26 protein-coding genes and 2 pseudogenes are annotated in these 26452 nt (G+C 71.1%); 21 read left to right on the top strand and 7 right to left on the bottom strand.

Features of this window, described 5'->3' with window-relative positions; genetic code table 11:
- The 3 genes and pseudogenes from ABZ172_RS17800 to ABZ172_RS17810 all read right to left on the bottom strand — a co-directional run.
- Positions 1–109, bottom strand: a pseudogene (locus ABZ172_RS17800) (hypothetical protein); the annotation flags it as partial.
- A 15-nt stretch (positions 110–124) separates the two neighbouring features.
- Positions 125–796, bottom strand: a complete 672-nt coding sequence (locus tag ABZ172_RS17805) for a response regulator transcription factor (protein WP_356884670.1) — start codon at positions 794–796, stop codon at positions 125–127.
- Between the two features lie 9 nt (positions 797–805).
- Positions 806–1645 carry a PD-(D/E)XK nuclease family protein gene (locus ABZ172_RS17810; RefSeq protein ID WP_356884739.1) on the bottom strand — a complete coding sequence of 280 codons (840 nt, stop codon included), beginning with the start codon at positions 1643–1645 and terminating at the stop codon, positions 806–808.
- A gap of 169 nt (positions 1646–1814) precedes the next feature.
- Here ABZ172_RS17810 and ABZ172_RS17815 point away from each other — a divergent pair, with 169 nt between their 5' ends.
- The 3 genes from ABZ172_RS17815 (at position 1815) to ABZ172_RS17825 (ending at position 4815) form a co-directional block, all read left to right on the top strand.
- Positions 1815–3068, top strand: a complete 1254-nt coding sequence (locus ABZ172_RS17815; RefSeq protein ID WP_356884671.1) for a site-2 protease family protein — start codon at positions 1815–1817, stop codon at positions 3066–3068.
- A 42-nt stretch (positions 3069–3110) separates the two neighbouring features.
- The gene (locus tag ABZ172_RS17820) at positions 3111–4022 is read left to right on the top strand and encodes a tRNA (adenine-N1)-methyltransferase (RefSeq protein WP_356884672.1); all 912 of its coding nucleotides are present in this window, start codon (positions 3111–3113) and stop codon (positions 4020–4022) included.
- A gap of 199 nt (positions 4023–4221) precedes the next feature.
- Positions 4222–4815 carry a hypothetical protein gene (locus ABZ172_RS17825; RefSeq protein WP_356884673.1) on the top strand — a complete coding sequence of 198 codons (594 nt, stop codon included), beginning with the start codon at positions 4222–4224 and terminating at the stop codon, positions 4813–4815.
- Positions 4816–4819: 4 nt separating this feature from the next.
- Here ABZ172_RS17825 and ABZ172_RS17830 read toward each other — a convergent pair whose 3' ends face one another.
- Complete coding sequence (locus ABZ172_RS17830) at positions 4820–5131, bottom strand: ferredoxin (protein ID WP_356884674.1); 312 nt, start codon at positions 5129–5131, stop codon at positions 4820–4822.
- 241 nt (positions 5132–5372) lie between these two features.
- Between ABZ172_RS17830 and arc the strand changes: the two genes are divergently transcribed.
- The 6 genes and pseudogenes from arc to prcA all read left to right on the top strand — a co-directional run bounded on the left by arc (position 5373) and on the right by prcA (position 11368).
- Complete coding sequence (arc, locus tag ABZ172_RS17835; RefSeq protein ID WP_356884675.1) at positions 5373–7139, top strand: proteasome ATPase; 1767 nt, start codon at positions 5373–5375, stop codon at positions 7137–7139.
- 226 nt (positions 7140–7365) lie between these two features.
- Complete coding sequence (dop, locus tag ABZ172_RS17840; protein ID WP_356884676.1) at positions 7366–8877, top strand: depupylase/deamidase Dop; 1512 nt, start codon at positions 7366–7368, stop codon at positions 8875–8877.
- A gap of 120 nt (positions 8878–8997) precedes the next feature.
- Entirely contained in the window at positions 8998–9216 is a 219-nt protein-coding gene (locus ABZ172_RS17845) for a ubiquitin-like protein Pup (RefSeq protein ID WP_356884677.1), read from the top strand.
- A gap of 251 nt (positions 9217–9467) precedes the next feature.
- Positions 9468–9659 (top strand): annotated as a pseudogene (locus ABZ172_RS17850) (endonuclease VII domain-containing protein); the annotation flags it as partial.
- On the top strand, positions 9611–10456 hold the full coding sequence (gene prcB / locus ABZ172_RS17855; protein ID WP_356884678.1) for a proteasome subunit beta: 846 nt from the start codon (positions 9611–9613) through the stop codon (positions 10454–10456). The pseudogene ABZ172_RS17850 and the gene prcB, both read left to right, overlap by 49 nt.
- A 54-nt stretch (positions 10457–10510) precedes the next feature.
- Positions 10511–11368: a proteasome subunit alpha gene (gene prcA, locus ABZ172_RS17860; RefSeq protein WP_356884679.1), complete on the top strand. Its 858-nt coding sequence runs from the start codon at positions 10511–10513 to the stop codon at positions 11366–11368.
- 83 nt (positions 11369–11451) lie between these two features.
- On the opposite strand, the gene ABZ172_RS17865 is transcribed toward prcA, so the two are convergent.
- Positions 11452–12480 carry a LacI family DNA-binding transcriptional regulator gene (locus ABZ172_RS17865; RefSeq protein WP_356884680.1) on the bottom strand — a complete coding sequence of 343 codons (1029 nt, stop codon included), beginning with the start codon at positions 12478–12480 and terminating at the stop codon, positions 11452–11454.
- Between the two features lie 129 nt (positions 12481–12609).
- Between ABZ172_RS17865 and ABZ172_RS17870 the strand changes: the two genes are divergently transcribed.
- From ABZ172_RS17870 to ABZ172_RS17925, 12 genes are all read left to right on the top strand, one after another.
- A complete protein-coding gene (locus tag ABZ172_RS17870) occupies positions 12610–13869 on the top strand; it encodes an MFS transporter (protein ID WP_356884681.1) in 1260 nt (419 codons plus the stop codon).
- 9 nt (positions 13870–13878) lie between these two features.
- Positions 13879–15240, top strand: coding sequence for a Pup--protein ligase (gene pafA / locus ABZ172_RS17875; RefSeq protein WP_073751411.1), 1362 nt, complete (start codon positions 13879–13881; stop codon positions 15238–15240).
- A gap of 283 nt (positions 15241–15523) precedes the next feature.
- On the top strand, positions 15524–16459 hold the full coding sequence (locus ABZ172_RS17880) for an FKBP-type peptidyl-prolyl cis-trans isomerase (protein ID WP_356884682.1): 936 nt from the start codon (positions 15524–15526) through the stop codon (positions 16457–16459).
- A 43-nt stretch (positions 16460–16502) separates the two neighbouring features.
- Positions 16503–16877, top strand: a complete 375-nt coding sequence (locus ABZ172_RS17885) for an FKBP-type peptidyl-prolyl cis-trans isomerase (RefSeq protein WP_014157205.1) — start codon at positions 16503–16505, stop codon at positions 16875–16877.
- Between the two features lie 115 nt (positions 16878–16992).
- Positions 16993–17946 carry a WYL domain-containing protein gene (locus tag ABZ172_RS17890; RefSeq protein ID WP_356884683.1) on the top strand — a complete coding sequence of 318 codons (954 nt, stop codon included), beginning with the start codon at positions 16993–16995 and terminating at the stop codon, positions 17944–17946.
- A 15-nt stretch (positions 17947–17961) separates the two neighbouring features.
- The gene (locus ABZ172_RS17895) at positions 17962–18918 is read left to right on the top strand and encodes a WYL domain-containing protein (RefSeq protein WP_356884684.1); all 957 of its coding nucleotides are present in this window, start codon (positions 17962–17964) and stop codon (positions 18916–18918) included.
- A gap of 37 nt (positions 18919–18955) precedes the next feature.
- Positions 18956–19231 (top strand): hypothetical protein, encoded by a 276-nt coding sequence (locus ABZ172_RS17900; RefSeq protein ID WP_356884685.1) that lies wholly within the window; start codon positions 18956–18958, stop codon positions 19229–19231.
- A 23-nt stretch (positions 19232–19254) separates the two neighbouring features.
- Entirely contained in the window at positions 19255–19470 is a 216-nt protein-coding gene (locus ABZ172_RS17905; RefSeq protein ID WP_356884686.1) for a hypothetical protein, read from the top strand.
- Positions 19471–19665: 195 nt separating this feature from the next.
- Complete coding sequence (gene tatA, locus ABZ172_RS17910; protein WP_356884687.1) at positions 19666–19962, top strand: Sec-independent protein translocase subunit TatA; 297 nt, start codon at positions 19666–19668, stop codon at positions 19960–19962.
- Between the two features lie 50 nt (positions 19963–20012).
- Positions 20013–20972, top strand: a complete 960-nt coding sequence (gene tatC / locus ABZ172_RS17915; RefSeq protein ID WP_356884688.1) for a twin-arginine translocase subunit TatC — start codon at positions 20013–20015, stop codon at positions 20970–20972.
- A 17-nt stretch (positions 20973–20989) separates the two neighbouring features.
- Positions 20990–21880 (top strand): diacylglycerol kinase, encoded by an 891-nt coding sequence (locus ABZ172_RS17920; protein WP_356884689.1) that lies wholly within the window; start codon positions 20990–20992, stop codon positions 21878–21880.
- A 49-nt stretch (positions 21881–21929) separates the two neighbouring features.
- Positions 21930–24758, top strand: a complete 2829-nt coding sequence (locus ABZ172_RS17925) for a DEAD/DEAH box helicase (protein WP_356884690.1) — start codon at positions 21930–21932, stop codon at positions 24756–24758.
- Between the two features lie 243 nt (positions 24759–25001).
- Here ABZ172_RS17925 and ABZ172_RS17930 read toward each other — a convergent pair whose 3' ends face one another.
- Positions 25002–25466 (bottom strand): SPW repeat protein, encoded by a 465-nt coding sequence (locus ABZ172_RS17930; protein ID WP_356884691.1) that lies wholly within the window; start codon positions 25464–25466, stop codon positions 25002–25004.
- A 298-nt stretch (positions 25467–25764) separates the two neighbouring features.
- Complete coding sequence (locus ABZ172_RS17935; protein WP_356884692.1) at positions 25765–26412, bottom strand: fasciclin domain-containing protein; 648 nt, start codon at positions 26410–26412, stop codon at positions 25765–25767.
- Positions 26413–26452 lie beyond the last annotated feature (40 nt).

Genomic DNA, 26452 nt, shown 5'->3' on the forward strand with positions numbered 1-26452 from the left:
GCTCACGCATCAGCACGTACGCCACACCCCGCACCTCGACCTCGGCGCGGTCCTCCGGGTCGTACAGCACCCGGTCGCCCGGCTCCACGGTCCGCCCCGCGCCGGTTCTGCGTCCCGCTCCGCCTCACTGGGCGCCGGGACGCACCAGTCCGCTCTCGTACGCGTACACCGCGGCCTGCACGCGGTCGCGCAGGGAGAGCTTGGTCAGCACGTGTCCCACATGCGTCTTGACCGTCGTCTCGCTCACGAACAGGTCGGCGGCGATCTCCGCGTTGGACAGCCCGCGCGCCACCAGCTTCAGCACCTCCACCTCACGCTCGGTGAGGGTGTGCAGGGCGTCCGGCACGGGCTCCTCGCCCGAGGGCAGGTGGTCGGCGTACTTGTCCAGCAGGCGGCGCGTGATGCTCGGCGCCAGCATGGCCTCTCCCGACGCCACCACCCGGATGGCCTGCACCAGCTCGACGGCCGGCGCGTCCTTCAGCAGGAAGCCGCTGGCCCCGGCGCGCAGCGCCTCCACCACGTACTCGTCGAGGTCGAACGTCGTCAGCACCAGGACCTTCGCCGGGCCGTCCCGCCCGGGGCCGGTGATCTGGCGCGTCGCCTCCACCCCGTCCATCCGCGGCATCCGGATGTCCATCAGGACGACATCGGGCTGGAGCGCCCGCACCTGGTCGATGGCCTGCAGGCCGTCACCGGCCTCACCGACCACCGCGAGATCGCCCTCCGCCTCCAGGATCATCCGGAAGCCGGTGCGCAGCAGTGGTTGGTCATCGACGAGCAGGACGCGGATAGCCACGTGATCTCCTTAAAGGCCTTCGAGGGCCACCGGCCGACCGGCCTCGGCCGGCTCCATTCTGCCCTGCGCGGCCTCCACCGGTCCGGCCGGGCGCACGGACAGCGGATACACCGGGGGAGTCCCGCCGAACTCCGGACAGACCGCCCGGTGGTCGCACCAGCCGCACAGCTTCGTCGGCCGCGGGCGCCACTCGCCGGTCTCCGTGGCCAGCCGGATCGCCTCCCACAGCGCGAGCAGCTTGCGCTCCACCCGCTCCAGGTCGGCCGGGACGGGGTCGTACGTCATGACGTCCCCGCTGCCGAGGTAGACGAGCTGGAGCCGGCGGGGCACCACCTTCTTCAGGCGCCACACCACCAGGGCGTAGAACTTCATCTGGAACAGGGCGCTCTCCGCGTACTCCGGCCGGGGCGCCTTGCCCGTCTTGTAGTCGACGATGCGGACCTCGCCCGACGGGGCGACGTCGACCCGGTCGATCACCCCGCGCAGCCGGAGCCCCGAATCCAGCTCCGTCTCGACGAACAGCTCCCGCTCGGCGGGCTCCAGGCGTGTCGGGTCCTCCAGCGAGAACCACCGCTCCACGAGCCGCTCCGCCTCGCCCAGCCACCCCGCCAGCCGCTCCCCTCCCGGATCTCCCTCGAACAGCTCCGTCAGCTCGGGCTTCGACTCCAGCAGCCGGTCCCACTGGCCGGGGACCAGCGCCCTGGCCGCCGGAGCCGTACGGTCGGCCGCGGGGGCGTCGAACAGGCGCTCCAGCACCGCGTGCACCAGAGTGCCCCGGGTGGCCGCCTCACTGGGCTTCTCCGGCAGCCGGTCGATGACCCGGAAGCGGTAGAGCAGGGGGCACTGCATGAAATCGTTCGCGCGCGACGGCGACAGGGACGTGGGCGGCTGAGGCTGGCGCGGTACGGACGTCATGTCGAAGACCCTACGGCCCGCCGCCGACACCCCGCGGCATACCATCGACCGGAGAGCTCGCGCACGGCACGATCGTGGCCAATCCACCTACCGGAGGGATCCCGTGGACGACAGCGGCGACAGCGGGCACCCGCAGCAGCCCGGCGCAGGAGGCGAGGGCCCCGGCACCGGACCGGACAAGGACAAGCCCCGGCGCCCGGCGGAACCGGGCGGCGGCCTGCTCATGGGCCGCCCCTTCGGCGTGCCCGTCTACGTGGCACCCAGCTGGTTCGTCGTCGCGGCCCTGATCACCTGGGTCTTCGGCGGGCAGCTCGACCGCGTCCTGCCGGAACTCGGCGGCGCCCGTTACCTGGTGGCGCTCTTCTTCGCCATCGCCTTCTACGCGTCGGTGCTCGTCCACGAGCTCGCCCACACCGTCGCCGCCCTGCGCTACAAGCTGCCGGTGCGCCGCATCCAGCTCCAGTTCTTCGGCGGGGTCTCCGAGATCGAGAAGGAGACCGAGACGCCCGGCCGCGAGTTCGTCCTCGCCTTCGTGGGGCCCCTGCTCTCCCTCGTCCTCGGCGGCCTCTTCTTCATCCCGCTCCAGTTCGTCGAGGCGGGCACCGTCCCCGGCGTGCTCCTCGCCGGGCTGATGATCTCCAACCTCATCGTCGCCGCGTTCAACCTGCTGCCCGGCCTGCCCCTCGACGGCGGGCGGATGCTGCGCGCCGTCGTCTGGAAGATCACCGGCAAGCCGATGAGCGGCACCGTCGCCGCCGCCTGGGTCGGCAGGGGCCTCGCCATCGCGGTCTTCGTCGGCCTCCCGCTGCTCACCCACACCGGGGCCCTCGGCAACGCGACCGAGGACATCAGCGGCTTCGAGACCGTCACCGACGCGCTCCTCGCGGCCATCCTCGCCGCGATCATCTGGACCGGGGCCGGCAACAGCCTGCGGACCGCCCGGCTCCGCGAGCACCTCCCCGACCTGCGGGCCCGCACCCTGACCCGGCGCGCCGTGCCCGTCGAGTCCGCGACCCCGCTCTCGGAGGCCCTGCGCCGCGCCAACGAGGCCGGCGCACGCGCCCTGGTCGTCGTCGACGGACAGGGCGCCCCCAAGGGCGTCGTCCGGGAGGCGGCCATCGCCGGGGTCCCCGAGCACCGCCGCCCCTGGGTGCCGGTCAGCGGCCTCGCCCAGGACCTCACCGACGGCATGCGGGTCTCCGCCGAACTCGCCGGCGAGGCGCTCCTGGACCGGCTCAAGGCGACCCCCGCCACCGAGTACCTCGTGGTCGAGGACACCGGTGAGATCTACGGCGTCCTGTCCACCACCGACGTCGAGCGCGCCTTCATCAAGGCGATGGCCCGGCCCTCGGCCTGACGCCCCGGAAAGGGGCCCCCGAAATACCGGTACGCTGTTCACATGTCCGAACCGACCGGTGCCGCCCGCCGTCGCGGCCCCTTCAAGGTCGGGGACCAGGTCCAGCTCACCGACCCCAAGGGACGCCACTACACCTTCACGCTCGAAGCCGGGAAGAACTTCCACACCCACAAGGGTTCTTTCCAGCACGACGAGCTGATCGGTGCTCCCGAGGGCAGTGTTGTCCGTACCACGGGAAACGTCGCCTACCTCGCGCTGCGCCCCCTGCTCCCCGACTACGTCCTGTCCATGCCCCGCGGTGCCGCCGTGGTCTACCCCAAGGACGCGGGGCAGATCCTGGCCTTCGCCGACATCTTCCCCGGCGCACGCGTCGTGGAGGCGGGAGTCGGCTCCGGAGCGCTCAGCACCTTCCTGCTGCGCGCCATCGGTGAGCAGGGCATGCTGCACTCCTACGAGCGCCGCGAGGACTTCGCCGACATCGCCCGGCAGAACGTCGAGCGCTACTTCGGCTCGCCGCACCCCGCCTGGGAGCTCACGGTCGGCGACCTCCAGGACAACCTCTCGGACTCCGACGTCGACCGCGTCGTGCTGGACATGCTCGCGCCCTGGGAGTGCCTGGAGGCCGTCTCCAAGGCGCTGGTCCCCGGAGGCATCCTCTGTGCCTACGTCGCGACCACGACCCAGCTCTCCCGCACCGTGGAGTCCATCCGCGAGATCGGCTGCTTCGCCGAGCCGCAGCCGTGGGAGTCGATGATCCGCAACTGGCACGTCGAGGGTCTCGCCGTCCGGCCCGACCACCGGATGATCGGCCACACCGGCTTCCTCGTCACCGCCCGCCGCCTCGCGGACGGTGTGGAGCCGCCCCTGCGCCGCCGCCGCCCCTCCAAGGGCGCCTACGGCGAGGACTACGACGGCCCCGGCGGCCGCAGCGGCGGCGCGAAGCGCGACGACTGACCCCCGCCCCCCGTACCGGCGCCGCCGCCGTGTTCCCGGACCGACCCGGGAACACGGCGGCGGCGCTTTCGTGCGGACCGCCACGACCCCGCGGTTCCCCCCGGGTGTGAGGTGTGGCACGATGCTGGCCACCCCCTCCCGCCGGCCTCCGTCCGGCACCGGCCGTCCAGGCCTCCAGGAACCACAGGAGACATACCGCGTGCAGACCTCCGCGCTCCCGGACCTCGCGCACACCGACGCCAAGCCCGTGCACTGGCTCGCCACGGCGACGGCGATGGCCGCCGTGGTCGCCGCCGCGGGTCTGTTCCAGCCGGACGCCACCGCCACCGCCTCGGCGTCCGAGCACCGGGCCGCCGCACGCGACAGCGCGGCGCCCGCCGTGACGGCCCCCGACCCGGCCGGCGTCACCTATCCGCTCGACTGCGGGCCCGTCGGGCAGACCGTGGCCCGGAGCGCTCCCGGAGACCTCGACGGGGACGGCGGACCCGAGACCGTGGCCGTCGTGCACTGCGCCGCCGGGTCCGGCACCCCGCCCAGCGGCATCTACGTGCTGACAGGGCGGAACGGCGCCGCACCCCGAGTCGTGGCGACCCTGGTGGACCCCGCCGAGAAACTGAACGTCACCGACTTCACCGTCCGTGACGGACGGATCTCGGCGACCCTGCTCGGCTACTCCTCCCCGAGCGTGCCGCGCTGCTGCCCGGACGAGCTGGAGAGCGCCACCTGGCAGTGGAAGGGCAACGCCTTCGTGAGGTCCGCCGGTCCCGCCGGCTCCACCGCCCGCAGCGCCTGAGCCGTCACTCCGCGTCCGGTCCGTACACCTCCACGCTGTCCGAGACGCGACGGACGTGGATGCAGTCGCCCGGGCACTCCTTGGCCGAGTCGACGACGTCCTGGAGCAGGGGCAGCGGCACCGGGGTGGTGGCCCCCTTGTCCTGGAGCAGCTCGTCCTCGTCGCTCTTCACGTACGCGAGACCGTCGATGTCCAGCTCGAACACCTCGGGTGCGTACTGCACGCAGATGCCGTCGCCGGTACACAGGTCCTGGTCGATCCACACCTCGAGGTCCTGGGTGGCGCCGTCGCCCGGGGCGTCCTGCTGCACGGTCATATGTCCTGCCGTTCCCTGCGTATGCGAAGCAATTGAAGCGATCCCTGACGGGTGTTGAACGCTTCGACGATACAACCGGCTGCTTTCCGGTGCCGAAGGGTGGGTATTCCCTTGGCGTGAGTGAGGGCGCAAGGGTGAAGATCGGACAGACTCCCGGGTCTTTGTGATCTAGGGGTTTCAATCATCACCCACCCAGGTAGGGTCAGGAAGCGTCCAGCTCCCCTTGGAGGAGGTGAGGACCGTGGCAGCCCACGACGACGACATCAACCGCGGCACCCGGCCCGCGCGCGGGTCAGAAGACCCGGCCGGCCAGGTCGCCTATCTCGAGCAGGAAATCGCCGTCCTGCGACGTAAGCTCGCCGACTCTCCGCGTCATACGAGGATTCTCGAAGAGCGGATCGTCGAGTTGCAGACCAACCTGGCGGGCGTGTCCGCACAGAACGAGCGGCTCGCCAACACGCTCCGCGAGGCCCGCGACCAGATCGTCGCCCTCAAGGAGGAGGTCGACCGGCTGGCCCAGCCACCGGCCGGCTTCGGTGTCTTCCTGCAGGCCAACGAGGACGACACCTGCGACATCTTCACCGGGGGCCGCAAGCTCCGGGTGAACGTCAGCCCCAGCGTGGAGCTCGAAGGCCTCCGGCGCGGCCAGGAGGTCATGCTCAACGAGGCGCTCAACGTGGTCGAGGCCATGGAGTTCGAGCGGGCCGGGGACATCGTCACCCTCAAGGAGATCCTCGAGGACGGCGAGCGCGCCCTGGTCATCGGGCACACCGACGAGGAACGGGTGGTGAGGCTCGCCGAGCCGCTGCTGGACATCACCATCCGCCCCGGCGACGCCCTGCTGCTGGAGCCCAGGTCCGGCTACGTCTACGAGGTGGTCCCCAAGAGCGAGGTCGAGGAGCTCGTCCTCGAAGAGGTCCCGGACATCGACTACGAGAAGATCGGCGGCCTGGGCGACCAGATCGAGCTGATCCGCGACGCCGTCGAGCTCCCGTACCTCCACCCGGACCTCTTCAGGGAGCACGAGCTCCGCCCGCCGAAGGGCATCCTGCTCTACGGCCCTCCCGGCTGCGGCAAGACGCTCATCGCCAAGGCCGTCGCCAACTCGCTGGCCAAGAAGGTCGCCGAGGTCACCGGGCAGCCCGCGGGCAAGAGCTACTTCCTCAACATCAAGGGCCCCGAGCTCCTCAACAAGTACGTCGGTGAGACCGAGCGGCACATCCGCCTGGTCTTCCAGCGTGCCCGGGAGAAGGCCGGCGAGGGCACCCCCGTCATCGTCTTCTTCGACGAGATGGAGTCCCTCTTCCGCACCCGTGGCTCCGGTGTCAGCTCGGACGTGGAGAACACCATCGTCCCCCAGCTGCTCGCCGAGATCGACGGTGTGGAGGGCCTGGAGAACGTCATCGTCATCGGCGCCTCCAACCGCGAGGACATGATCGACCCCGCGATCCTGCGCCCCGGCCGCCTCGATGTGAAGATCAAGATCGAGCGTCCGGACGCCGAGGCGGCCAAGGACATCTTCGCGAAGTACCTCACCCCCTCGCTGCCGCTGCACTCGGACGACCTGGACGAGCACACCGGGTCGAAGGAGGCCGCCGCCCACGCGATGATCCAGTCCGTCGTGGAGCGGATGTACACGGAATCAGAGGAGAACCGCTTCCTCGAGGTCACCTATGCGAACGGCGACAAGGAAGTCCTGTACTTCAAGGACTTCAACTCCGGGGCGATGATTCAGAACATCGTGGACCGGGCGAAGAAAATGGCCATCAAGGCATTTCTCGAGCAGGGCCAGAAGGGCCTGCGCGTCTCCCATCTCCTCCAGGCGTGCGTGGACGAGTTCAAGGAGAACGAGGACCTGCCCAACACCACCAATCCGGACGACTGGGCCCGGATCTCCGGAAAGAAGGGCGAGCGGATCGTCTTCATCCGCACGCTCGTCACCGGAAAGCAGGGCGCGGACACCGGTCGTTCCATCGACACGGTGGCGAACACCGGACAGTACCTGTAATACGCGGACCGGCTGCGGACGCCCGAAGGGTGTCCGCAGCCGGCCGTTCTCCCGGCAGCGCCGGCCACACCCGAACAATGACGCAATGGATCTCCCCACCGGCGCAGCGGCGCTCTAGGCTCTGCCGTACCGCCGAGTCGCGCAGTGCGGGGACGGGCACCGCGGACCAGCAGCGGTTCGCGAGCGCCGCTCCCGGAGGGGAGCGCCGCCGGGCAAGGAGGGCCGCATGACCGTACGGCGAGTGATGGGCATCGAGACGGAGTACGGGATCTCCGTCCCCGGTCAACCCAACGCCAATGCCATGCTCACCTCGTCCCAGATCGTCAACGCCTACGCGGCGGCGATGCACCGGGCGCGCCGCGCCCGCTGGGACTTCGAGGAGGAGAATCCGCTGCGTGACGCGCGAGGCTTCGACCTCGCCCGTGAGACCGCCGACTCCAGCCAGCTCACCGACGAGGACATCGGCCTGGCCAATGTCATCCTCACCAACGGTGCGCGGCTGTACGTCGACCACGCGCACCCCGAGTACAGCTCACCCGAGATCACCAATCCGCTGGACGCGGTGCTCTGGGACAAGGCCGGCGAACGGGTGATGGCCGAGGCGGCCGAGCGGGCCGCGGCGATCCCCGGGGCCCAGCCGATCCACCTCTACAAGAACAACACCGACAACAAGGGCGCGTCCTACGGCACGCACGAGAACTACCTGATGAAGCGGGAGACCCCCTTCTCGGACATCGTGCGCCACCTGACGCCGTTCTTCGTCTCGCGCCAGGTGGTCACCGGCGCGGGCCGGGTCGGCATCGGCCAGGACGGCCACGAGCACGGCTTCCAGATCAGCCAGCGCGCCGACTACTTCGAGGTCGAGGTCGGCCTGGAGACCACGCTCAAGCGCCCCATCATCAACACCCGCGACGAGCCGCACTCGGACGCCGAGAAGTACCGCAGGCTCCACGTGATCATCGGCGACGCGAACCTCTCCGAGATCTCGACCTACCTCAAGCTCGGCACCACCTCCCTGGTCCTGGCCATGATCGAGGACGGCTTCATCAACGTCGACCTGGCGGTCGACCAGCCGGTCCGCACCCTCCACCAGGTCTCGCACGACCCGGGCCTGAAGCAGCTGGTCACGCTCCGCAGCGGCCGGACACTCACCGCGGTGCAGCTCCAGATGGAGTACTTCGAGCTGGGGCGCAAATACGTCGAGGAGCGGTACGGCGCGGACGCCGACGAGCAGACCAAGGACGTCCTCGTGCGCTGGGAGGACACCCTGAACCGGCTGGAGAACGACCCGATGAGCCTGTCGGGCGAGCTGGACTGGATCGCCAAGCGGGAGCTCATGGAGGGCTACCGGCGCCGGGACGGCCTGGACTGGGACGCCCCGCGCCTGCACCTGGTGGACCTCCAGTACGCCGACGTACGGGCCGACAAGGGCCTGTACAACCGTCTGGCCGCCCGGGGCAGGATCAAGCGGCTGCTGGACGAGAGCGACGTGGAGCGGGCCCGTACGAAGCCCCCGGAGGACACCAGGGCCTACTTCCGGGGCCGCTGCCTGGAGCAGTACGCCGACGACGTCGCCGCGGCCTCCTGGGACTCGGTCATCTTCGACCTGCCCGACCGCGACTCGTTGCAGCGGGTGCCCACGATGGAACCGTTGCGGGGTACACGCACCCATGTGAAGGAGCTCCTGGACCGCTGCCGCACGGCGGAGGAGCTGGTCCGGACGCTGACCGGGGCCTGAAAGACGTCCCGGCTGGGAATCAATCAGATGACCTCCTGACGTTGAGGAAAGTACCGGGCCAATGTCGGACCCCGTGGGTAGGGTCTGATCAAGTGCTTCGAACCGAGCGGGGTGAGCTACATGGCGACCAAGGACACCGGCGGCGGACAGCAGAAGGCGACACGTTCGACCGAGGGGACCGAGGAGCAGGCGCAGGACGCGCAGGCATCCGAGGACCTCAAGGAGCGGCAGGAGAAGCTCAACGACGACGTCGACGACGTCCTCGACGAGATCGACGACGTGCTCGAGTCCAATGCCGAGGACTTCGTCCGGAGCTTCGTGCAAAAGGGCGGGCAGTAAGCGGAAGTCCCCGGACCGGCACACGAGAAGTGGCATTCCGGCTGTGAGAGCGGTCCGCTCCTTCCCTGCGTCGCGCCGGACGGGAATCCACCCGCCGGGTTCCGGCCCCGGTGCCGGGGGTGCGTGGCCTCACAGGGGCCCGCGCACCCCCGGCACCACCGGGCGGGCCGGGGCGTTCACCCGGAGCTCCACCGCGGCCCGGCCGGGGCCGTGATCCCGTCGCGGCGGGCGTCCGCACGATCCGCTCAGCTGCTCCCGCCGTTCATGTGGATCACTGTCACAAGACGGGTAGGGTCCGAGGCGTACTGTGCTTCAACTGCAATCCGGCCATCGGCACGTTGGGGGACGATCCTGACTCCTTGCGCGGGGCCATCGCATACCTGGAGGGAAACGCGTGGAAGCCAACACTCGTAGCACCGGGCGTCTACCAGCTGCCTTCCTGACGCCGGGATCGTCCTCGTTCATGGACTTCCTGTCCGACCACTCACCCGAGATCCTTCCCGGCAACCGCAGCCTGCCGCCGCTGCAGGGCGCCGTGGAGGCGCCGCACGGCACGACCATCGTCGCGGCCTCGTTCCCCGGCGGCGTGGTGCTCGCCGGTGACCGGCGGGCGACCATGGGCAACATGATCGCGCAGCGCGACATCGAGAAGGTCTTCCCGGCCGACGAGTACTCCGCGGTGGGGATCGCCGGCACGGCGGGCCTCGCCGTGGAGATGGTCAAGCTGTTCCAGCTGGAGCTGGAGCACTTCGAGAAGGTCGAGGGCGCCACGCTCTCCCTGGAGGGCAAGGCCAACCGCCTCTCCACGATGATCCGCAGCAATCTGGCGATGGCCATGCAGGGCCTCGCGGTCGTCCCGCTGTTCGCCGGGTACGACGTCGACCGTGAGAAGGGCCGGATCTTCTCCTACGACGTCACCGGCGGGCGTTCCGAGGAACACGGCTACGCGGCCACGGGCTCCGGCTCCGTGTTCGCGCGCGGGTCGATGAAGAAGCTGTACCGCAACGACCTGACGGAGGAGCAGACGCTCACCCTGGTCGTGCAGGCGCTGTATGACGCCGCCGACGACGACTCCGCCACCGGTGGCCCGGACGTCGCCCGCCGGATCTACCCGATCGTCACCGTCATCACCGACGAGGGCTTCCGCAAGCTGGCCGACACGGAGTCCTCGGAGATCGCCCGCGCGATCCTGGAGCGCCGGCTGGAGCAGCCCGACGGCCCCCGTGCCGCGCTGCTCTGACCCCTCCGACTCCTCCTCGACGCACTCTCACTGACAGAAAGGGACGGACAGCCGGTGTCGACTCCGTTCTATGTCTCACCCCAGCAGGCCATGGCCGACCGGGCGGAATACGCCCGGAAGGGCATCGCCCGCGGTCGCAGCCTGGTCGTGCTGCAGTACGCCGACGGCATCGTGTTCGTCGGCGAGAACCCGTCCCGCGCGCTGCACAAGTTCAGCGAGATCTACGACCGGATCGGCTTCGCCGCCGCCGGCAAGTACAACGAGTACGAGAACCTCCGCATCGGCGGGGTCCGCTACGCCGACCTGCGCGGATACACCTACGACCGGGACGACGTGACGGCCCGTGGGCTGGCCAACGTCTACGCCCAGACGCTCGGCACCATCTTCTCCAGCGCGGCCGAGAAGCCGTACGAGGTGGAGCTGGTCGTCGCCGAGGTCGGTGTCGGGCCGGAGGGCGACCAGATCTACCGGCTGCCGCACGACGGCTCGATCGTGGACGAGCACGGCTCGGTCGCGGTCGGCGGGAACGCCGAGCAGATCAGCAGCTTCCTCGACCAGCGCCACCGGGACGGGATGTCCCTCGCCGAGGCTCTCAAGCTGGCGGTGCAGGCGCTCTCCCGCGAGGCCAACGGCAACGAGCGGGAGATCCCCGCCGAGCGCCTCGAAGTGGCGGTCCTGGACCGGACGAGGCCGCAGCAGCGCAAGTTCAAGCGGATCGTCGGCCGGCAGCTCACCAGGCTGCTGGACGCGGACGGCGCGGGGGCGACCCCGACGGACGCCCCGTCCGACACCGAGGAGCCCGAGGGCGGCACTCCGGCCGCCGGTACCGACACCCCCGGGAAGGGAACCGACACGCCCGGGAAGGGCAGCGACGGTCCCGACGCGGGCACGGACGGCGGCACGAAGGAGTAGCCGGCTCCCAGAGCCCCGACGGTGCCCCCGGCCACGGCCGGGGGCACCGTCATGCCGGGGGCACCGTCATGCCGGGGGCACCGTCATGCGACGGGCGGGGGTGCGGTGGAGCCGCGTGCCACCAGGCGCACGGGGAGGTCGTGCCGCGCGGCGGGCCGGCCCTCCAGAACGTCGAGCAGGGCCGCCATGCCCTGCTCGCCCACCTGCTCGGCCGGGAGGCCCACCGTGGTCAGCTCCGGTTCCACCGCCGTGGCGAGGGCCAGATCGTCGAAGCCGGTCACGGAGATGTCGTCGGGGACCCGCAGCCCCCGTCTCCGCACCGCCTTGCAGGCACCGGCGGCCAGGATGTCGTCGTCGCACACGAGGGCGGTGGGCGGCGGGCCGGGGGAGCCCAGCGCCCTCTCGACGGCCTCGCGTCCCGCACGTACGTCCAGGGGGGCCGTCACGGTGTGCAGGACGGTCCCGGGGACGCCACCCAGCGCCTCCCGCAGCGCCCGGGCGCGCACCGCGAAGGTCCAGGTGTCGACGGCGGACGCGAGGTGCACGAACCTGCGGTGGCCGAGGCCCAGCAGGTGGTCCGCCACCTGGCGCATGCCGTCCGCGATGTCGAGGTTCACCCACGCCGCCGCGCCGTGGTCCTCGGGGTCGCTGTCCAGCATCACCAGCGGGAGGCCGGTGCCCCGCAGCGCGCCCAGGGCGTCCGCGGCCATCGACGAGGCGATCACCCCGTCCAGCGCCGCACGGGCCGAGGCGAACGGGTCCCGGGCGGGTCCGGTGCCGTCGGGGGACGGGTAGAGGACCACACCGAAGTCGTGCTCGGCGGCGACGGCCGCGGCCCCGGTGTGCACCCGGGCGAAGAACTCGTTGGTCAGCGCGGGCACGACGAGCAGCGCCGTGCGGGTGCGGCCCGTCCGGAGGCTGCGGGCCGCGAAGTTCGGACGGTAGCCGAGCTCCCGGGCGGTGCCGCGCACCCGCTCGGCGGTCGCCGCCGACACCCTGCCCCGCCACTTGTCGCCGAGCACGAGCGAGACCGTGGCCTGCGAGACGCCCGCGTCCCGTGCCACGTCACGGCTGGTCGGCCGGGATGGGGCGGGCTGCCGCGCGCTGCTCACTCGTGCCTCCGTGCTGGGCCGGTCGGACGCCGCGGGATGGACCGCCGGGCTGCCCACATGGTACGTATGAGCCCCGACGTTATACGTAAAACCCCGCGGCTGTGACACCGTCGGGGGAGAGGGGCGGACATGGCCGCGGGGTATCTGGACATCCTCCGGACGCGGCACGCCGCCCGGCTGCTGACCGGGACGCTGGTCGGACGGCTGCCCAACGGCACCGCCCACATCGCGATCGTCCTGTTCACCCGGGCGGAGGGCGGCAGCTACACCCTGGCCGGCGCCCTCGCCGCGGCCTACGGTCTGGCCACGGCGGTGGGCCAGCCCCTGCTCGGCCGCGCCGTCGACCTGTACGGCCAGCCGCGCGTCCAGTTCCCCGCGGCCGTGGTCTCCGCACTCGGCATGGCGGTGCTGGCGCTGGCGGGCCTCGGCTCGCTCCCGCTGGCGTACGCGGCGGTCGTCGTGGCCGGTGTGTCCACACCGCCGCTGGAGGGCGGGCTGCGCGCCCTCTGGCCGACCGTCCTGGGCCGTGAGGACCGGGTGCACCGGGCGTACGCCATGGACGCGGTGGCCCAGGAGGTCATGTTCACCGTGGGCCCCCTCCTCGTGACGGTCCTGGTCGCGCTGTGGTCGCCCGCCGCCGCGCTGCTCGTCATCAACGTCCTGGGGGTCCTGGGGGCGCTGTCCGTCGTCCTGTCCGAGCCCTCCCGGACGTGGCGCTCGGCACCCCGCGAGGCGCACTGGCTGGGCGCCCTGCGCTCGCCCGGACTGCTCGCCCTGCTGGGCGCCTTCTTCTTCGTGGGCCTCGCGCTCGGCTCGATCACGGTGGCGGGCGTCGCCTACGCCGACGACCAGGGCCGGGAGTCCGTGTACGGCTGGCTGATGGCCGCACTCGGCCTCGGCGCGCTGATCGGCGGAGTGGTCTACGGGGCGCGGCAGTGGGCCGGAGCGCCCGAACGCCGGCTGCGGGGCATCGTCGCGCTGCTCGCCCTGGGCTACCTGCCGCTGATGCTCACGCCCGGCGTACCGGCCATGACCGCGCTGGCGGCGCTCGCCGGGGTGTTCCTGGCGCCCGCGATCGCCTGCTCGTTCATCGTCGTGGACCGGCACGCGCCGCAGGGCACCGTGACCGAGGCGTTCTCCTGGCTGGTGACGACCTTCGGCGTGGGCGCCGCGGCCGGAACCGCGGTGGCCGGCCCGGCCGTCGAGGCGGGCGGCACGGCGTGGAGTTTCGCCGTCGCGGGGGCCGGTGGAGTGGCGGCGCTGCTGGTCCTGCTCGCCACCGGAAGGGTCCTCGCAGCTCCCGGGCGTACGCCCGCGGTCGTGGCCGGTTCGGAAAATGATCGGAACGGTGCAGCCGAACCCGGTTTCAGCTCAGGCCGTAAGGCGTAATGTTCAGTCATGGACCGCCGCATTTTCGGGCTGGAGAACGAGTACGGCGTCACGTGCACGTTCAGGGGACAGCGCCGACTGTCACCTGACGAAGTGGCGCGCTACCTCTTCCGCCGTGTCGTGTCATGGGGCCGCAGCAGCAATGTCTTCCTGCGGAACGGCGCCCGCCTCTACCTCGACGTGGGATCGCATCCGGAATACGCAACACCCGAATGCGACAACGTGACCGAACTCGTCACGCACGACAAAGCGGGCGAGCGCATTCTCGAAGGCCTGCTCGTCGACGCCGAACGACGCCTGCACGAGGAGGGAATCGCGGGCGACGTCTATCTCTTCAAGAACAACACCGACTCGGCCGGAAACTCCTACGGGTGCCACGAGAACTACCTCGTGGCGCGGCACGGGGAATTCTCCCGGCTCGCGGACATCCTCATTCCGTTCCTCGTCACCCGTCAGCTCATCTGCGGCGCCGGCAAGGTGCTCCAGACGCCGCGCGGAGCCGTCTACTGCGTGAGCCAGCGGGCCGAGCACATCTGGGAGGGCGTCAGTTCCGCCACGACCCGCTCCCGGCCCATCATCAACACCCGGGACGAGCCGCACGCCGACGCCGAGCGCTACCGCCGGCTCCACGTCATCGTCGGCGACTCCAACATGTCCGAGACGACCATGCTCCTCAAGGTCGGCGCCACCGACCTCGTGCTGCGCATGATCGAGGCGGGCACCGTGATGCGCGACCTGACCCTGGAGAACCCGATCCGGGCCATCCGCGAGGTCAGCCACGACATCACGGGGCAGCGCAAGGTGCGCCTGGCCAGCGGCCGGGAGGCCTCCGCCATCGAGGTCCAGCGCGAGTACTACGAGAAGGCCGTCGACTTCGTCGAGCGCCGGGGCATCCGCACCGGCACCGTCGACCAGGTCCTCGAACTGTGGGGCCGCACCCTGGACGCCATCGAGGCCGAGGACCTCGACCGGATCGGCACCGAGATCGACTGGGTCATGAAGTACAAGCTCATCGAGCGGTACCGGGCCAAGCACAACATGACGATGTCGAACCCGAGGGTCGCCCAGATAGACCTCGCCTACCACGACATCCACCGTCGCCGGGGCCTCTACTACCTCCTGGAGCGCAAGGGCCAGGCCACCCGCATCTGCAACGACCTGAAGATCTTCGAGGGCAAGTCGGTGCCCCCGCAGACCACCAGGGCGCGGCTGCGCGGCGACTTCATCCGCCGGGCCCAGGAACAGCGGCGGGACTTCACCGTCGACTGGGTCCACCTCAAGCTCAACGACCAGGCGCAGCGCACCGTGCTGTGCAAGGACCCCTTCCGTTCCGTCGACGACCGGGTGGAGAAGCTGATCGCGGGCATGTGATCCGGGACAGGACGTCCCTCCCGGACGCGGCCGGGCCCCGTACGTTCCTCGTACGGGGCCCTCCGTTCGGCCCGGGGGCCGTCCCGTCGTCCCTGGTGGACGGGCGTGCGGCGGCGGACATGGTGCACCGCGAGGCGCAAGGGCGTTCGCATACCGGACGTATGCGGGTGTTCCGACGGCGCGGCGGGGCGCCGCAGTTGTCCTCGCGCGCCCGCCGGGGACGACGGGACAGCCCTTAGAGTGGCGGGGACCGTTCACGTGCCGTCTGAGATCTGAGGAACCAGTGCGCCGACTTGCCGGCCTTCTCGTCGTCCCCCTTCTGCTGCTGTCCACAGCGGCATGCGGCGACGACAAGGCCTCCGACTCCGCCTCGACCGAGAAGGGCTTCCCCGCGATCACCGCGGGCGCGAAGTTCGGCGAGAAGCCCACCCTGGCGAAGGGTGAGGGCGATCCCCCCAAGGAGCTGAAGACCGACGTCATCAGTGAGGGTGACGGCGCGCAGCTCAAGAACGGCGACGCGATCCAGGTCAACTACCTCGGTCAGGCCTGGGACTCCACGAAGCCGTTCGACAACAGCTTCGACCGCAAGCAGCCCTTCGACCTGACGCTCGGCGCGGGCATGGTCATCCAGGGCTGGGACAAGGGACTCGTCGGCAAGAAGGTCGGCAGCCGCGTCGAGCTGGTGATCCCGCCGGACCTCGGCTACGGCGAGCAGGGCCAGGGCGACATCAAGCCGAACGCGACCCTCGTCTTCGTCGTCGACATCGTGAAGGCGACCCAGATCCCGGCGTCCGCCGAGGGGTCCGAGGTGGCCCAGGACAACATCGACCTCCCCAAGGTCGGCACGAAGACCGACGGCAAGGCCCCCACGGTCACGATCCCCAAGAGCGACCCGCCGAAGAAGCTGGTCTCCAACTACGTCCTGGAGTCCAAGGGCGAGGTGATCAAGGAGACGGACAGCGTGGTCGTGAACTACGTGGGTCTGCTCTGGAAGGACAGCAAGCCCTTCGACAGCACCTACCAGACCGGCAAGACCCAGACCTTCCCGCTGGCCCAGGTCACCCTGAAGGGGCTCAAGAACGGACTGGTCGGCAAGAAGGTCGGCAGCCGCGTGCTGCTCGTCATCCCGCCGGACCAGGCCTTCGGTGACGAGGCGCAGCAGTCCATCCCCGCCAAGTCCACCCTCGTGTTCGCCGTGGACCTCCTGGCGAAGATGTAAGACTGTCCCGGTTACGCAGTTCATCAGTAAGAGGAGCAGCTCAGTGAGCATCGACAAGCCCGAGATCGACTTCCCGGGTGGCGAGCCGCCGGCCGACCTGGAGATCAAGGAAATCTGGGAGGGCGACGGACCGGTGGCCCAGGCGGGTCAGACCGTCTCCGTGCACTACGTCGGTGTGGCCTTCTCCACCGGCGAGGAGTTCGACGCCTCGTGGAACCGCGGCACCCCGCTGCAGTTCCAGCTCGGTGCCGGTCAGGTCATCGCCGGCTGGGACAAGGGTGTCCAGGGCATGAAGGTCGGCGGCCGTCGCCAGCTGACCATCCCCGCGCACCTCGCCTACGGCGACCGGGGCGCGGGCGGCGGCGCCATCGCCCCGGGCGAGACGCTGATCTTCGTCTGCGACCTCGTCGGCGTCTGATCCGTCCGTCCGCAGCAGTCAGGGCCCGTGCCGTGAGGCACGGGCCCTCGCTTTGGCCCGGACACCCCGGGGCGGTACGGTCGACGGTCGGAGAGCACGTCGAGAAAGGGCGTCGATGGCGATTGCCAAGGCCGAACGGCTGATGAACCTGGCACTGTGCCTGCTGGGTACCCGGCGTCCGCTCAGCAAGCGTGAACTCCGCGGGTCCATCGAGGCCTACCTGGAGGCGGGCACCGACGAGTCCTTCAACCGGATGTTCGAGCGGGACAAGGACGACCTGCGCGAACTCGGCCTGATCATCGAGACCGTCGAGAACCTGGACGGCGACACCGGATACCTCGCGCGCCGCGACAGCAACCGGCTGCCCCCGATCACCCTGGACGCGGAGGAGGCGGCGGCCCTCGGGCTCGCCGCGAAGGTCTGGCAGCAGGCCCGCCTCGCCGGCGCTGCCAGCGGCGCCCTGCAGAAGCTGCGGGCCGCCGGCATGCCGGAGGCCGGGGACGCCTACGAGCCGCACAGCGCCCTCGAACCCCGCATCCCGGTCCACGAGGCCGCCTTCGAACCGCTGATGCTCGCCTGCCGGGACCGCCGCCCGGTGACCTTCGACTACCGCAAGGGCAACGCCGCCCGCCCCGAGCAGCGCCAGGTCGAGCCCTGGACCCTCGAATGCTGGCGCGGCCACTGGTACCTCGCCGGCTGGGACCGGGACAGGGGCGCCGAGCGGGTGTTCCGGCTGTCCCGGATCTCGGGGCGGGTCCGCTCCCGCGCCGGGGCCTTCACGGCCGCCGTCCCCGACGCCGTCACCGTCCGGGAGACCGTGGAGAGCTGGGCCGGCGAGACCGCCACCCGGACCGCCCGCATCCGGCTGCGCGCCGGTTCCGGCTACCCGCTCCGCTCCCGTGCGACCTCCGTACGGGAACTCGGCGACGGCTGGGACGAGTTGGAGATCCCGTACGGGCACGGGCTGGACGCCTGGCTGGTCGAGTTCGGGCCCGACGTGATCGTCAGCGAACCCGCCGATCTGCGGGCCGACGTGATGGACCGGCTGCGCGCCGTGGCCAAGGACTGAGGGGGACCCGTACTCGTGGCCACGAACGCGATCGACCAGACCCGGCGGATGCTCTCCCTCGTCACCTATCTGCGCGAGCGGCCCGGCGCGCACGTCCAGGACGTGGCCCGGGCCTTCGGGATCACCGAGGACGAGCTGATCTCCGACCTCGACGTCCTGCCCATGTGCGGGACCAGCTTCCGCGGCGGGGACCTGCTGGACATCGACACCGACGGCGACCGGATCTGGTGGCACAACCCCGACGACGTCGCGGAGCCGCTGCGGCTCGCCGCCGACGAGGCGACCGCCCTGCTCGTCGCCGCCCGCGCCGTCGCCACGCTCCCCGGACTGCGGGAGAGCGACCGGCAGGCCCTGGTGCGCGCCACCGCGAAGCTGGAGACGGCGGCCGGCGAGGTGGGGGCGGCCAGCTCGCGGCTCTCGGTCACCTTCGAGTCCGAGGGCGGCGTCTTCGCCGACGTGGACCGTGCGATCTCCGAACGCCGCCGCCTCTGGCTGCGCTACTACTCGCCCGCGCGGGACGAGCTCACCGAGCGGGAGGTCGACCCGATCAGGCTGTTCGCGGTCGGCCGCACCTACCTGGAGGGCTGGTGCCGGCTCACCGAGGCGCGGCGCACGTTCCGGCTCGACCGGGTCGCCGAGATCAGGCTCCTCGACGCGCCGTCCGCCCCGCCCGAGCTGGAGCTGCGCGACCTCTCCGCGGGGCTGGTCCAGCCCGCAGCCGAGGACCCGGAGGTGGTGATCGAGGTCGGCCCCGGCGGCCGGTGGGTCGCCGAGTACTACCCGCACGACAGCGCGGAGGAACTGCCCGACGGCGGTCTGCGGATCACCCTGCGCACCCCCGACCCGGCCTCCCTGCGCAGGCTCGCCCTGCGGCTGGGCGGCGAAGGGCGCATCACGTCGCCCCCGGACCTGGCCGAGAGCGCCAGGCTGGCGGCACGCGAGGCGCTGGCCGCCTACGACGGCGCGCTCTGAGCGGCCGGCCCCGGTGCACCGAGGAGACAGAGGCCCCATGACCGCGCCACCGCGCACACCGGCCGGACCCGTCACGGTTCCGGTGCCCGACGCCGTACGCTTCCGGGCGGCCTGCCCGGACTGCCGTGAGCGGTTCGAGCTCGCGGCGGGTGCCCTGCGGCTCGCGATAGGGGCCGGTCGCCGCACCACCTTCTACTCCTTCACCTGCCCCGTGTGCGGCACCGCGGTCCGCAAGCCGGCCGGGGAGCGCGTCGTCGAGCTCCTCACCGGCGGCGGGGTGCGGACGCTGCGCCTGCACACCGCCCCGCGGTAACGAGAGACGTCGAGGAAACCCCCATGTTCTGGCCCATGCTCGCCATCGCTCTGGGATTCGCCGGCCTGGCCGTGCTCGGCGTCCTGGCCGTCCGGGTCTTCGTCGAGGCACAGCGGCTCGCCGGACAGGTCTCCGCCACCACGCGGCGGATCAACCGAGCGGCCGAGGATCTCGAACGAGCGGCCGCCACCCTCGCCGACACCGGGGAGTCCCGGCCACGGCGGAGCGCGGCCTCCTGATCCGCCGTTCCGGGGGGTACGCTGCTGGAGCGGCCCAGGCCGGGAGGTGCGGGCCGCAAACGGGAGTACGCACAGGCATTGCCCGGCGTTCACCCCTGCGGGTTACGATCGCTGCCAGCGCGAAGGCCGGATCCGGTCCGGCCGGACAGGTCGCGAGCCCACCCTCCGGACGCCTCAGTGAAAAGGAAGTCGCACATGATCGGCAATCTGAAGCCCCTCGAGATCGTTCTGATCATCGCTGTCGTCCTGCTGCTCTTCGGTGCCAAGAAGCTTCCCGACATGGCGCGTTCGCTCGGCAAGTCGGCCCGCATCCTCAAGAGCGAGGCCAAGGCGATGAAGAAGGACGACGCGGAGCCCGCGGCGCCCACCACGGAGACCGTCGCGGACCCCACCCCGCCCGCGGCCCCCGCCCGCACCATCCAGGCCGCTCCGGGGGACGTCACCAGCGCCCGCCCGGTGAACAGCGACGCCAAGCCCACCGCCCAGAGCTGACAGCCTGATCCGCACCGCCGCACGCTGTCGTACGAGACGAGGGAAGTGGGTTGCTCAAGTCCGCCCGCAAGCAGGAGAAGGACGACGAGGGGCGGATGCCTCTCCTCGATCACCTGCGTGAGCTGCGCAACCGCCTGCTGAAGTCGGTCCTGGCGATCGTCGTCGCCGTGATCGTGGCGGCCTTCTTCCAGAAGGAGATCTTCGAGTTCCTGATGAAGCCGATCCTGGACTCGGTCGGCTGCAAGAACGGCGCCGTGACCATGGTCAACGGCCGGCCCTGCGCCGAGATGACCACCAACGGTCTGCTGTCGCCGTTCACCATCGCGCTGAAGGTGTCCCTGATGGCGGGCGTGCTGGTGGCCACTCCGGTGTGGCTCTACCAGCTGTGGGGGTTCGTGGCCCCCGGCCTCCACAAGCACGAGAAGCGCTACTCGGTCGCCTTCGTCGTGGCCGGGGTGCCGCTGTTCGTCGCCGGCGCCTACCTGGCGTACGCGATCCTGCCGCAGACCGCGGAGATCATGCTCGGCTTCACGCCGGACAACGTGAAGAACCTGCTGCCGCTGGACGACTTCCTGGACCTGATCACCCGCATGGTGATCGTCTTCGGCCTGGCCTTCGAGCTGCCGCTGCTGCTCATCCTCCTCAACCTGACCGGCGTGCTCTCCGGGGCCCGCATGCTGCGCTGGTGGCGCGGCATGATCGTCGGCCTGACCGCGTTCGCGGCGATCGCCACCCCCGGCGGCGAGCCCATCTCGATGCTGCTGCTCGCGGGTCCGCTCGCGGTGCTCTACTTCATCGCGGTCGGCATCTCGCTGCTCAACGACAAGCGCAGGCGGCGGGCCGACCCCGACGCCGGACTCGACGACGACGAGGCGTCGCAGCTGGACCTGAACCCCGAGGCGGTGGGCGCCGTCGAGCCGGTGTCCCGGCCGGCCCTGCCGGGACAGTCGAACGGTGACGCGGACGGCGGGCGCTCGCAGCGGCTCAACGGTTACGACGACATCACCTGACCGGTAAGGTCCCGCGGGTGACCAGCGAGATCACCCTCTTCGTCAATCCCACCGCGGGCGGCGGCCGGGGCGCGCGTGCCGCGCAGCCGGCCGCTTCCGCGTTCCGGGACGCCGGCTTCTCCGTGCGGACGGTCCTCGGCGTGGACGCCGGCGACGCCCTGGGACGGGCCCGGGAGGCCGTGGCGGGCGGGACCGGAGCGCTCATAGCCGTGGGCGGGGACGGCATGATGTCCCTCGCCCTCCAGGCGGTGGCCGGCACCTCGACGCCGCTCGGCGCCGTGGCCGTGGGCACCGGGAACGACTTCGCGCGCGCCCTCGGGCTGCCGGTCCGCGACCCGGCCGCGGCCGGGCGGCTGGCCGCCGAGGCGCTGAAGGCCGGGGCGGTCCGCTCGATCGACCTGGGCCGGGCGGGGGAGCGGTGGTTCGGCTCCGTGCTGGCGTCCGGCTTCGACTCGCGCGTCAACGACCGGGGGAACCGGATGCGCCTGCCCGGCGGGCGTTTCAGGTACGACCTGGCGGTCCTCGCCGAGCTGGCGGCCCTCAGACCGATCCCCTACCGGGTCAGGCTGGACGGCGGCCCGGTGACCGAGACCGAGGCGACGCTGATCGCGGTGGGCAACGGCACCTCGTACGGCGGCGGCATGCGGATCTGCGCCGGCGCGGTGATGGACGACGGGCTGTTCGACGTCACGGTGGTCGGCCCGTGCAGCCGGACCACCCTGCTGAGGGTCTTTCCCCGGGTCTACCGGGGGACGCACCTGGACCACCCGAAGGTCACCGTCCACCGGGTGGCGTCGATCGAGCTGGCGGCGCCCGGTGTCACGGCGTACGCGGACGGCGAGCCGCTGGGCGCGCTGCCGCTCACCGCCACCTGCGTACCCGGCGCGGCGCGGGTCCTTGCAGCGTGAATTAAAGATCGGGCTGACTGTCGTACGGGGCGGGTAGGCTCGTAGCAAGATGACAGAGGACCTCTCACCAGCTGAGCGATACCAGGCGTCCCGGGTCCGGGCGGCCGAGCAGGCCACCGCCCTCGGACCCTTCCGCGAGATGTACGCCTTCGGCCTGGACCCGTTCCAGATCGAGGCCTGCAAGGCGTTGGAGGCCGGCAAGGGAGTGCTGGTCGCGGCCCCCACCGGGTCGGGCAAGACGATCGTCGGTGAATTCGCCGTCCACCTGGCGCTGCAGCAGGGCCGCAAGTGCTTCTACACCACGCCGATCAAGGCCCTGTCCAACCAGAAGTTCACCGATCTCGTCCGGCGGTACGGCGCGGACAAGGTCGGCCTGCTGACCGGCGACAACAGCGTCAACGCGGACGCACCCGTGGTCGTGATGACCACCGAGGTCCTGCGCAACATGCTGTACGCGGGTTCCCAGTCCCTCACCGGCCTCGGGTACGTGGTCATGGACGAGGTCCACTACCTCTCCGACCGCTTCCGTGGAGCCGTGTGGGAGGAAGTGATCATCCACCTGCCGGAGTCGGTGACCCTGGTGTCGCTGTCGGCGACCGTGTCCAACGCCGAGGAGTTCGGCGACTGGCTGGACACCGTGCGGGGCGACACCCAGGTCATCGTCTCCGAGCACCGGCCCGTCCCGCTGTGGCAGCACGTCATGGCCGGGCGCCGGATGTACGACCTCTTCGAGGAGGAGACCGACCACGGCGGCCGGGGCAGCGGCCGCCGTGAGGTCAGCCCGGACCTCGTCCGGCTCGCCCGGATGGAGAACCAGCGCGGGTACAACCCGCGTGAGCGCCGCCGCGGGAAGATGGTGCGCGAGGCCGACCGCGAACGCGAGCGCCGCCAGCGCAGCCGCATCTGGACCCCGTCCAGGGCGGAGGTCATCGACCGGCTCGACGCCGAGGGGCTGCTGCCCGCGATCACCTTCATCTTCAGCCGGGCCGGCTGCCAGGCGGCCGTCCAGCAGTGCCTCCAGGCCGGGCTCCGGCTCAACGACGAGGACAAACGCCGGCTGGTGCGGGAGATCGTCGAGGAGCGCACGGCGTCCATCCCGCCCGAGGACCTGCACGTCCTCGGGTACTACGAATGGCTCGAAGGGCTGGAGCGCGGCATCGCCGCCCACCACGCCGGGATGCTGCCGACCTTCAAGGAGGTCGTGGAGGAGCTGTTCGTCCGGGGGCTGGTCAAGGCCGTCTTCGCCACCGAGACGCTGGCGCTCGGCATCAACATGCCCGCGCGCTCGGTGGTCCTGGAGAAGCTCGTCAAGTGGAACGGCGAGCAGCACGCGGACATCACGCCCGGGGAGTACACCCAGCTGACCGGGCGGGCCGGCCGCCGGGGCATCGACGTCGAGGGGCACGCGGTCGTCCTCTGGCAGCGCGGGATGGACCCCGGCGCCCTCGCCGGGCTCGCGGGCACCCGCACCTATCCGCTGCGCTCCAGCTTCCGGCCGTCGTACAACATGGCCGTCAACCTCGTGCAGCAGTTCGGCCGGCACCGGTCGCGCGAGCTGCTCGAGACCTCCTTCGCCCAGTTCCAGGCGGACCGCTCCGTCGTCGGGATCTCCCGCCAGGTCCAGCGGAACGAGGAGGGCCTCGCGGGCTACAAGGAGGGCATGACCTGCCACCTCGGGGACTTCGAGGCGTACGCGCAGCTGCGCCGCGACCTCAAGGACCGGGAGACGGAGCTTGCGAAGCAGGGGGCGTCCCAGCGGCGTGCCGCGGCGGCGTCCTCCCTGGAGAAGCTGAAGCCCGGCGACGTCATCCACGTGCCGACCGGGAAGTTCGCCGGGCTCGCGCTGGTCCTCGACCCGGGTCTGCCCGCGGGGCGGGCCAACGGCCACCGGGGCCTGGACCACCACGACGGCCCGCGTCCGCTGGTGCTGACCGCCGAGCGGCAGGTCAAGCGGCTGGCGCACATCGACTTCCCGGTGCCGGTCGAGGCGCTGGAGCGGATGCGGGTGCCCAAGTCCTTCAATCCGCGTTCGCCGCAGTCCCGGCGGGACCTGGCCTCCGCGCTGCGGAGCAAGGCGGGCCACATCGATCCGGGCCGGCACCGCAGGCAGCGGGCCGCCGCGGCCGACGACCGGGAGATCGCCCGGCTGCGCACCGAGCTGCGCGCCCACCCCTGCCACGGCTGCGACGAGCGCGAGGACCACGCCCGCTGGGCGGAGCGCTACCACCGGCTGCAGCGGGACACCCGGCAGCTGGAGCACCGGATCGAGGGCCGGACGAACACCATCGCCCGGACCTTCGACCGCATCGTCGCCCTGCTGACCGAGCTCGACTACCTCCGGGGCAACGAGGTCACCGACAACGGCCGGCGCCTGGCGCGCCTGTACGGCGAGCTCGACCTGCTGGCCAGCGAGTGCCTCCGGGACGGCGTCTGGGAGGGGCTCAACCCGGCGGAGCTCGCGGCCTGCGTCTCCGCGCTGGTCTACGAGGCGCGTCAGGCGGACGACGCGGTCGCGCCCAAGCTGCCGTCCGGGCCGGCGAAGACCGCGATGGGCGAGATGGTCCGGATCTGGGGCCGACTGGACGCCCTGGAGGAGGACTTCAAGATCAGCCAGACGGAGGGGGTCGGCCAGCGCGAACCCGACCTCGGCTTCGCCTGGGCGGTCTACATGTGGGCGTCCGGGCGGTCGCTGGACGAGGTGCTCCGCGAGGCGGAGATGCCCGCCGGCGACTTCGTGCGGTGGTGCAAGCAGGTCATCGACGTGCTCGGGCAGATCGCCGCCGCCGCTCCCCGGGACGGGAGCTCGGTCGCGAAGAACGCCCACAAGGCCGTCGACGCGGTGCTGCGGGGTGTCGTGGCGTACAGCTCGGTGGGCTGAGCGGGTCACCGCGGGGCCCGGTCGCAGGGACCGGCCCGCAGGACGGCCCCGCGACCGGACGCGCAGGACGGGCACCGCCCGCGTACCGCCCGAATCAGCACGCCGCCCGGGGCCGCCCGTCCCGGCATGCCGCCCCGGGGCCGTCCGCCTCTCGGTGCTGCGCCGCGACGGGCCGCCCGGTGGAGCGACGAGTGGCCACCGGCCGGTCGTCCCGGTCCGTGGCCACCGCTGTGCGCCCTCCCGTCAGGTTTTCTTGTTCTTCATCGAAAGTCCCGCGCAGGCCGCCCCCAGCACGATCGCCAGCCCGCCGACGATGACGTTGTTGAGGATGACGCCCATGTCGGGGCCCTGGCCCACGACCCAGGTCGACGCGATCAGCCAGGCACCCAGCGCGACGATGGCCATGCTCATCCCGGTCATCCGCTCCGGCATGGCCGTGAAGCAGAGTGCCAGCACGGCGATCGCGAGGCCGATGACGAGGTTGTGCGTCACCAGGGAGGGCTGGTTCGCGGTGAAGTGGAGCACCCACGGAGAGACGGCGCAGTAGATGCCGAGCAGGAACACGGGCGCGTCCGCCATGGCGGTGGTGCGGCGCCCGCTGATCACACGGTCGTGCCGTGCCCGCATCTCTTCGGCGTCCGGGTGTCCGGAGATGTCCCTTCCGGTATGACCGGAAACGTCCTTTCCGGTGTGCGAGATGTTACTCATGAGGAAGTTCTCCTTCGCACTTGCTGGAGCGACCGCGGTCGGGAAGTGCGGCCATCAGCTCTCCACTCCAGTGTGCTCTTATATGCCCCTTATGTGTAGCTTTCTGGTGGTCGAATCCTGCGGATCCGTCGAGCCGCGGGGGCAGTGCCGACCGGCCACCTGACCGCTCCGGTCGGGCGCACGCACGGCGCCGGACCCACGGCACGAGCCCCGCGGTCCGCGCCGCTCCGGTCAGATCGGAGAGCGCGGCCCGCGGGGCTCGTGGGTCATCCCGTCAGCGTGCCGACGGCATGACGGTTCAGGCAGCCGGCATCAGGACGGTGTCGACGATGTAGACCGTGGCGTTGGCGGTCGGGACGTTGCCGCAGACGACCTTGGAGGAGTCGTTCACGGTGTACTCCTCGCCCGAACCCGCGGTCGTCAGCTTGGTCTTGGCCAGGGTGTCGAACGAACCCTTCTCCAGCTGCATCGGCGTCAGCTTCTCGCCGACCACGTGCGCGGTGAGCACCTTGGTGAGCTCCTCCTTGTTCGCGAGCAGCTTGTCCAGGTCGGCCTTCGGGATCTTGGCGAAGGCGTCGTTGGTCGGGGCGAACACCGTGATGTTCTCGGCGCTGTTCAGGGTGTCGACGAGGTCGGCCTGCTTGACGGCCGCCACCAGGGTGGACAGCGCCGGGTTGTTCGACGCGGCCGTGGCGACCGGGTCCTGGGCCATGCCCGAGAACGAGCCCTTGCCCTCCTTCGGCACCGACGCACAGCCCGGGCCGAACGGCTCGTCCATGGTCGAGGCGCTCTCGGTCGCCTTGGCGGGCGCGCTCGACGCGGCCTTGTCCGCACCGGAGTCGGACGAGGAGCTGTCGGAGTCGCCGGAGCAGGCGGTCAGGGCCAGGGGCAGCAGGACGGCGGCGGAGGCGGCGACGGCGACGCGGCGGAGGTGACGGTTGTTCATGGTGTTCTCCTGAGGAATTCGTTGTTCGACTGAAGGGAAA

This window comes from Streptomyces sp. NPDC006296, from assembly GCF_040613235.1.
Classification (GTDB): domain Bacteria; phylum Actinomycetota; class Actinomycetes; order Streptomycetales; family Streptomycetaceae; genus Streptomyces.

Coding starts and splice junctions, on each gene's coding strand:
- ABZ172_RS17810 (WP_356884739.1), bottom strand. CDS start 1,645: ATGCAGTGCCCCCTGCTCTACCGCTTCCGGGTCATCGACCGGCTGCCG.
- ABZ172_RS17820 (WP_356884672.1), top strand. CDS start 3,111: ATGTCCGAACCGACCGGTGCCGCCCGCCGTCGCGGCCCCTTCAAGGTC.
- ABZ172_RS17830 (WP_356884674.1), bottom strand. CDS start 5,131: ATGACCGTGCAGCAGGACGCCCCGGGCGACGGCGCCACCCAGGACCTC.
- dop (WP_356884676.1), top strand. CDS start 7,366: ATGACCGTACGGCGAGTGATGGGCATCGAGACGGAGTACGGGATCTCC.
- ABZ172_RS17845 (WP_356884677.1), top strand. CDS start 8,998: ATGGCGACCAAGGACACCGGCGGCGGACAGCAGAAGGCGACACGTTCG.
- ABZ172_RS17870 (WP_356884681.1), top strand. CDS start 12,610: ATGGCCGCGGGGTATCTGGACATCCTCCGGACGCGGCACGCCGCCCGG.
- pafA (WP_073751411.1), top strand. CDS start 13,879: ATGGACCGCCGCATTTTCGGGCTGGAGAACGAGTACGGCGTCACGTGC.
- ABZ172_RS17890 (WP_356884683.1), top strand. CDS start 16,993: ATGGCGATTGCCAAGGCCGAACGGCTGATGAACCTGGCACTGTGCCTG.
- ABZ172_RS17900 (WP_356884685.1), top strand. CDS start 18,956: ATGACCGCGCCACCGCGCACACCGGCCGGACCCGTCACGGTTCCGGTG.
- ABZ172_RS17905 (WP_356884686.1), top strand. CDS start 19,255: ATGTTCTGGCCCATGCTCGCCATCGCTCTGGGATTCGCCGGCCTGGCC.
- tatA (WP_356884687.1), top strand. CDS start 19,666: ATGATCGGCAATCTGAAGCCCCTCGAGATCGTTCTGATCATCGCTGTC.
- ABZ172_RS17925 (WP_356884690.1), top strand. CDS start 21,930: ATGACAGAGGACCTCTCACCAGCTGAGCGATACCAGGCGTCCCGGGTC.
- ABZ172_RS17930 (WP_356884691.1), bottom strand. CDS start 25,466: ATGAGTAACATCTCGCACACCGGAAAGGACGTTTCCGGTCATACCGGA.
- ABZ172_RS17935 (WP_356884692.1), bottom strand. CDS start 26,412: ATGAACAACCGTCACCTCCGCCGCGTCGCCGTCGCCGCCTCCGCCGCC.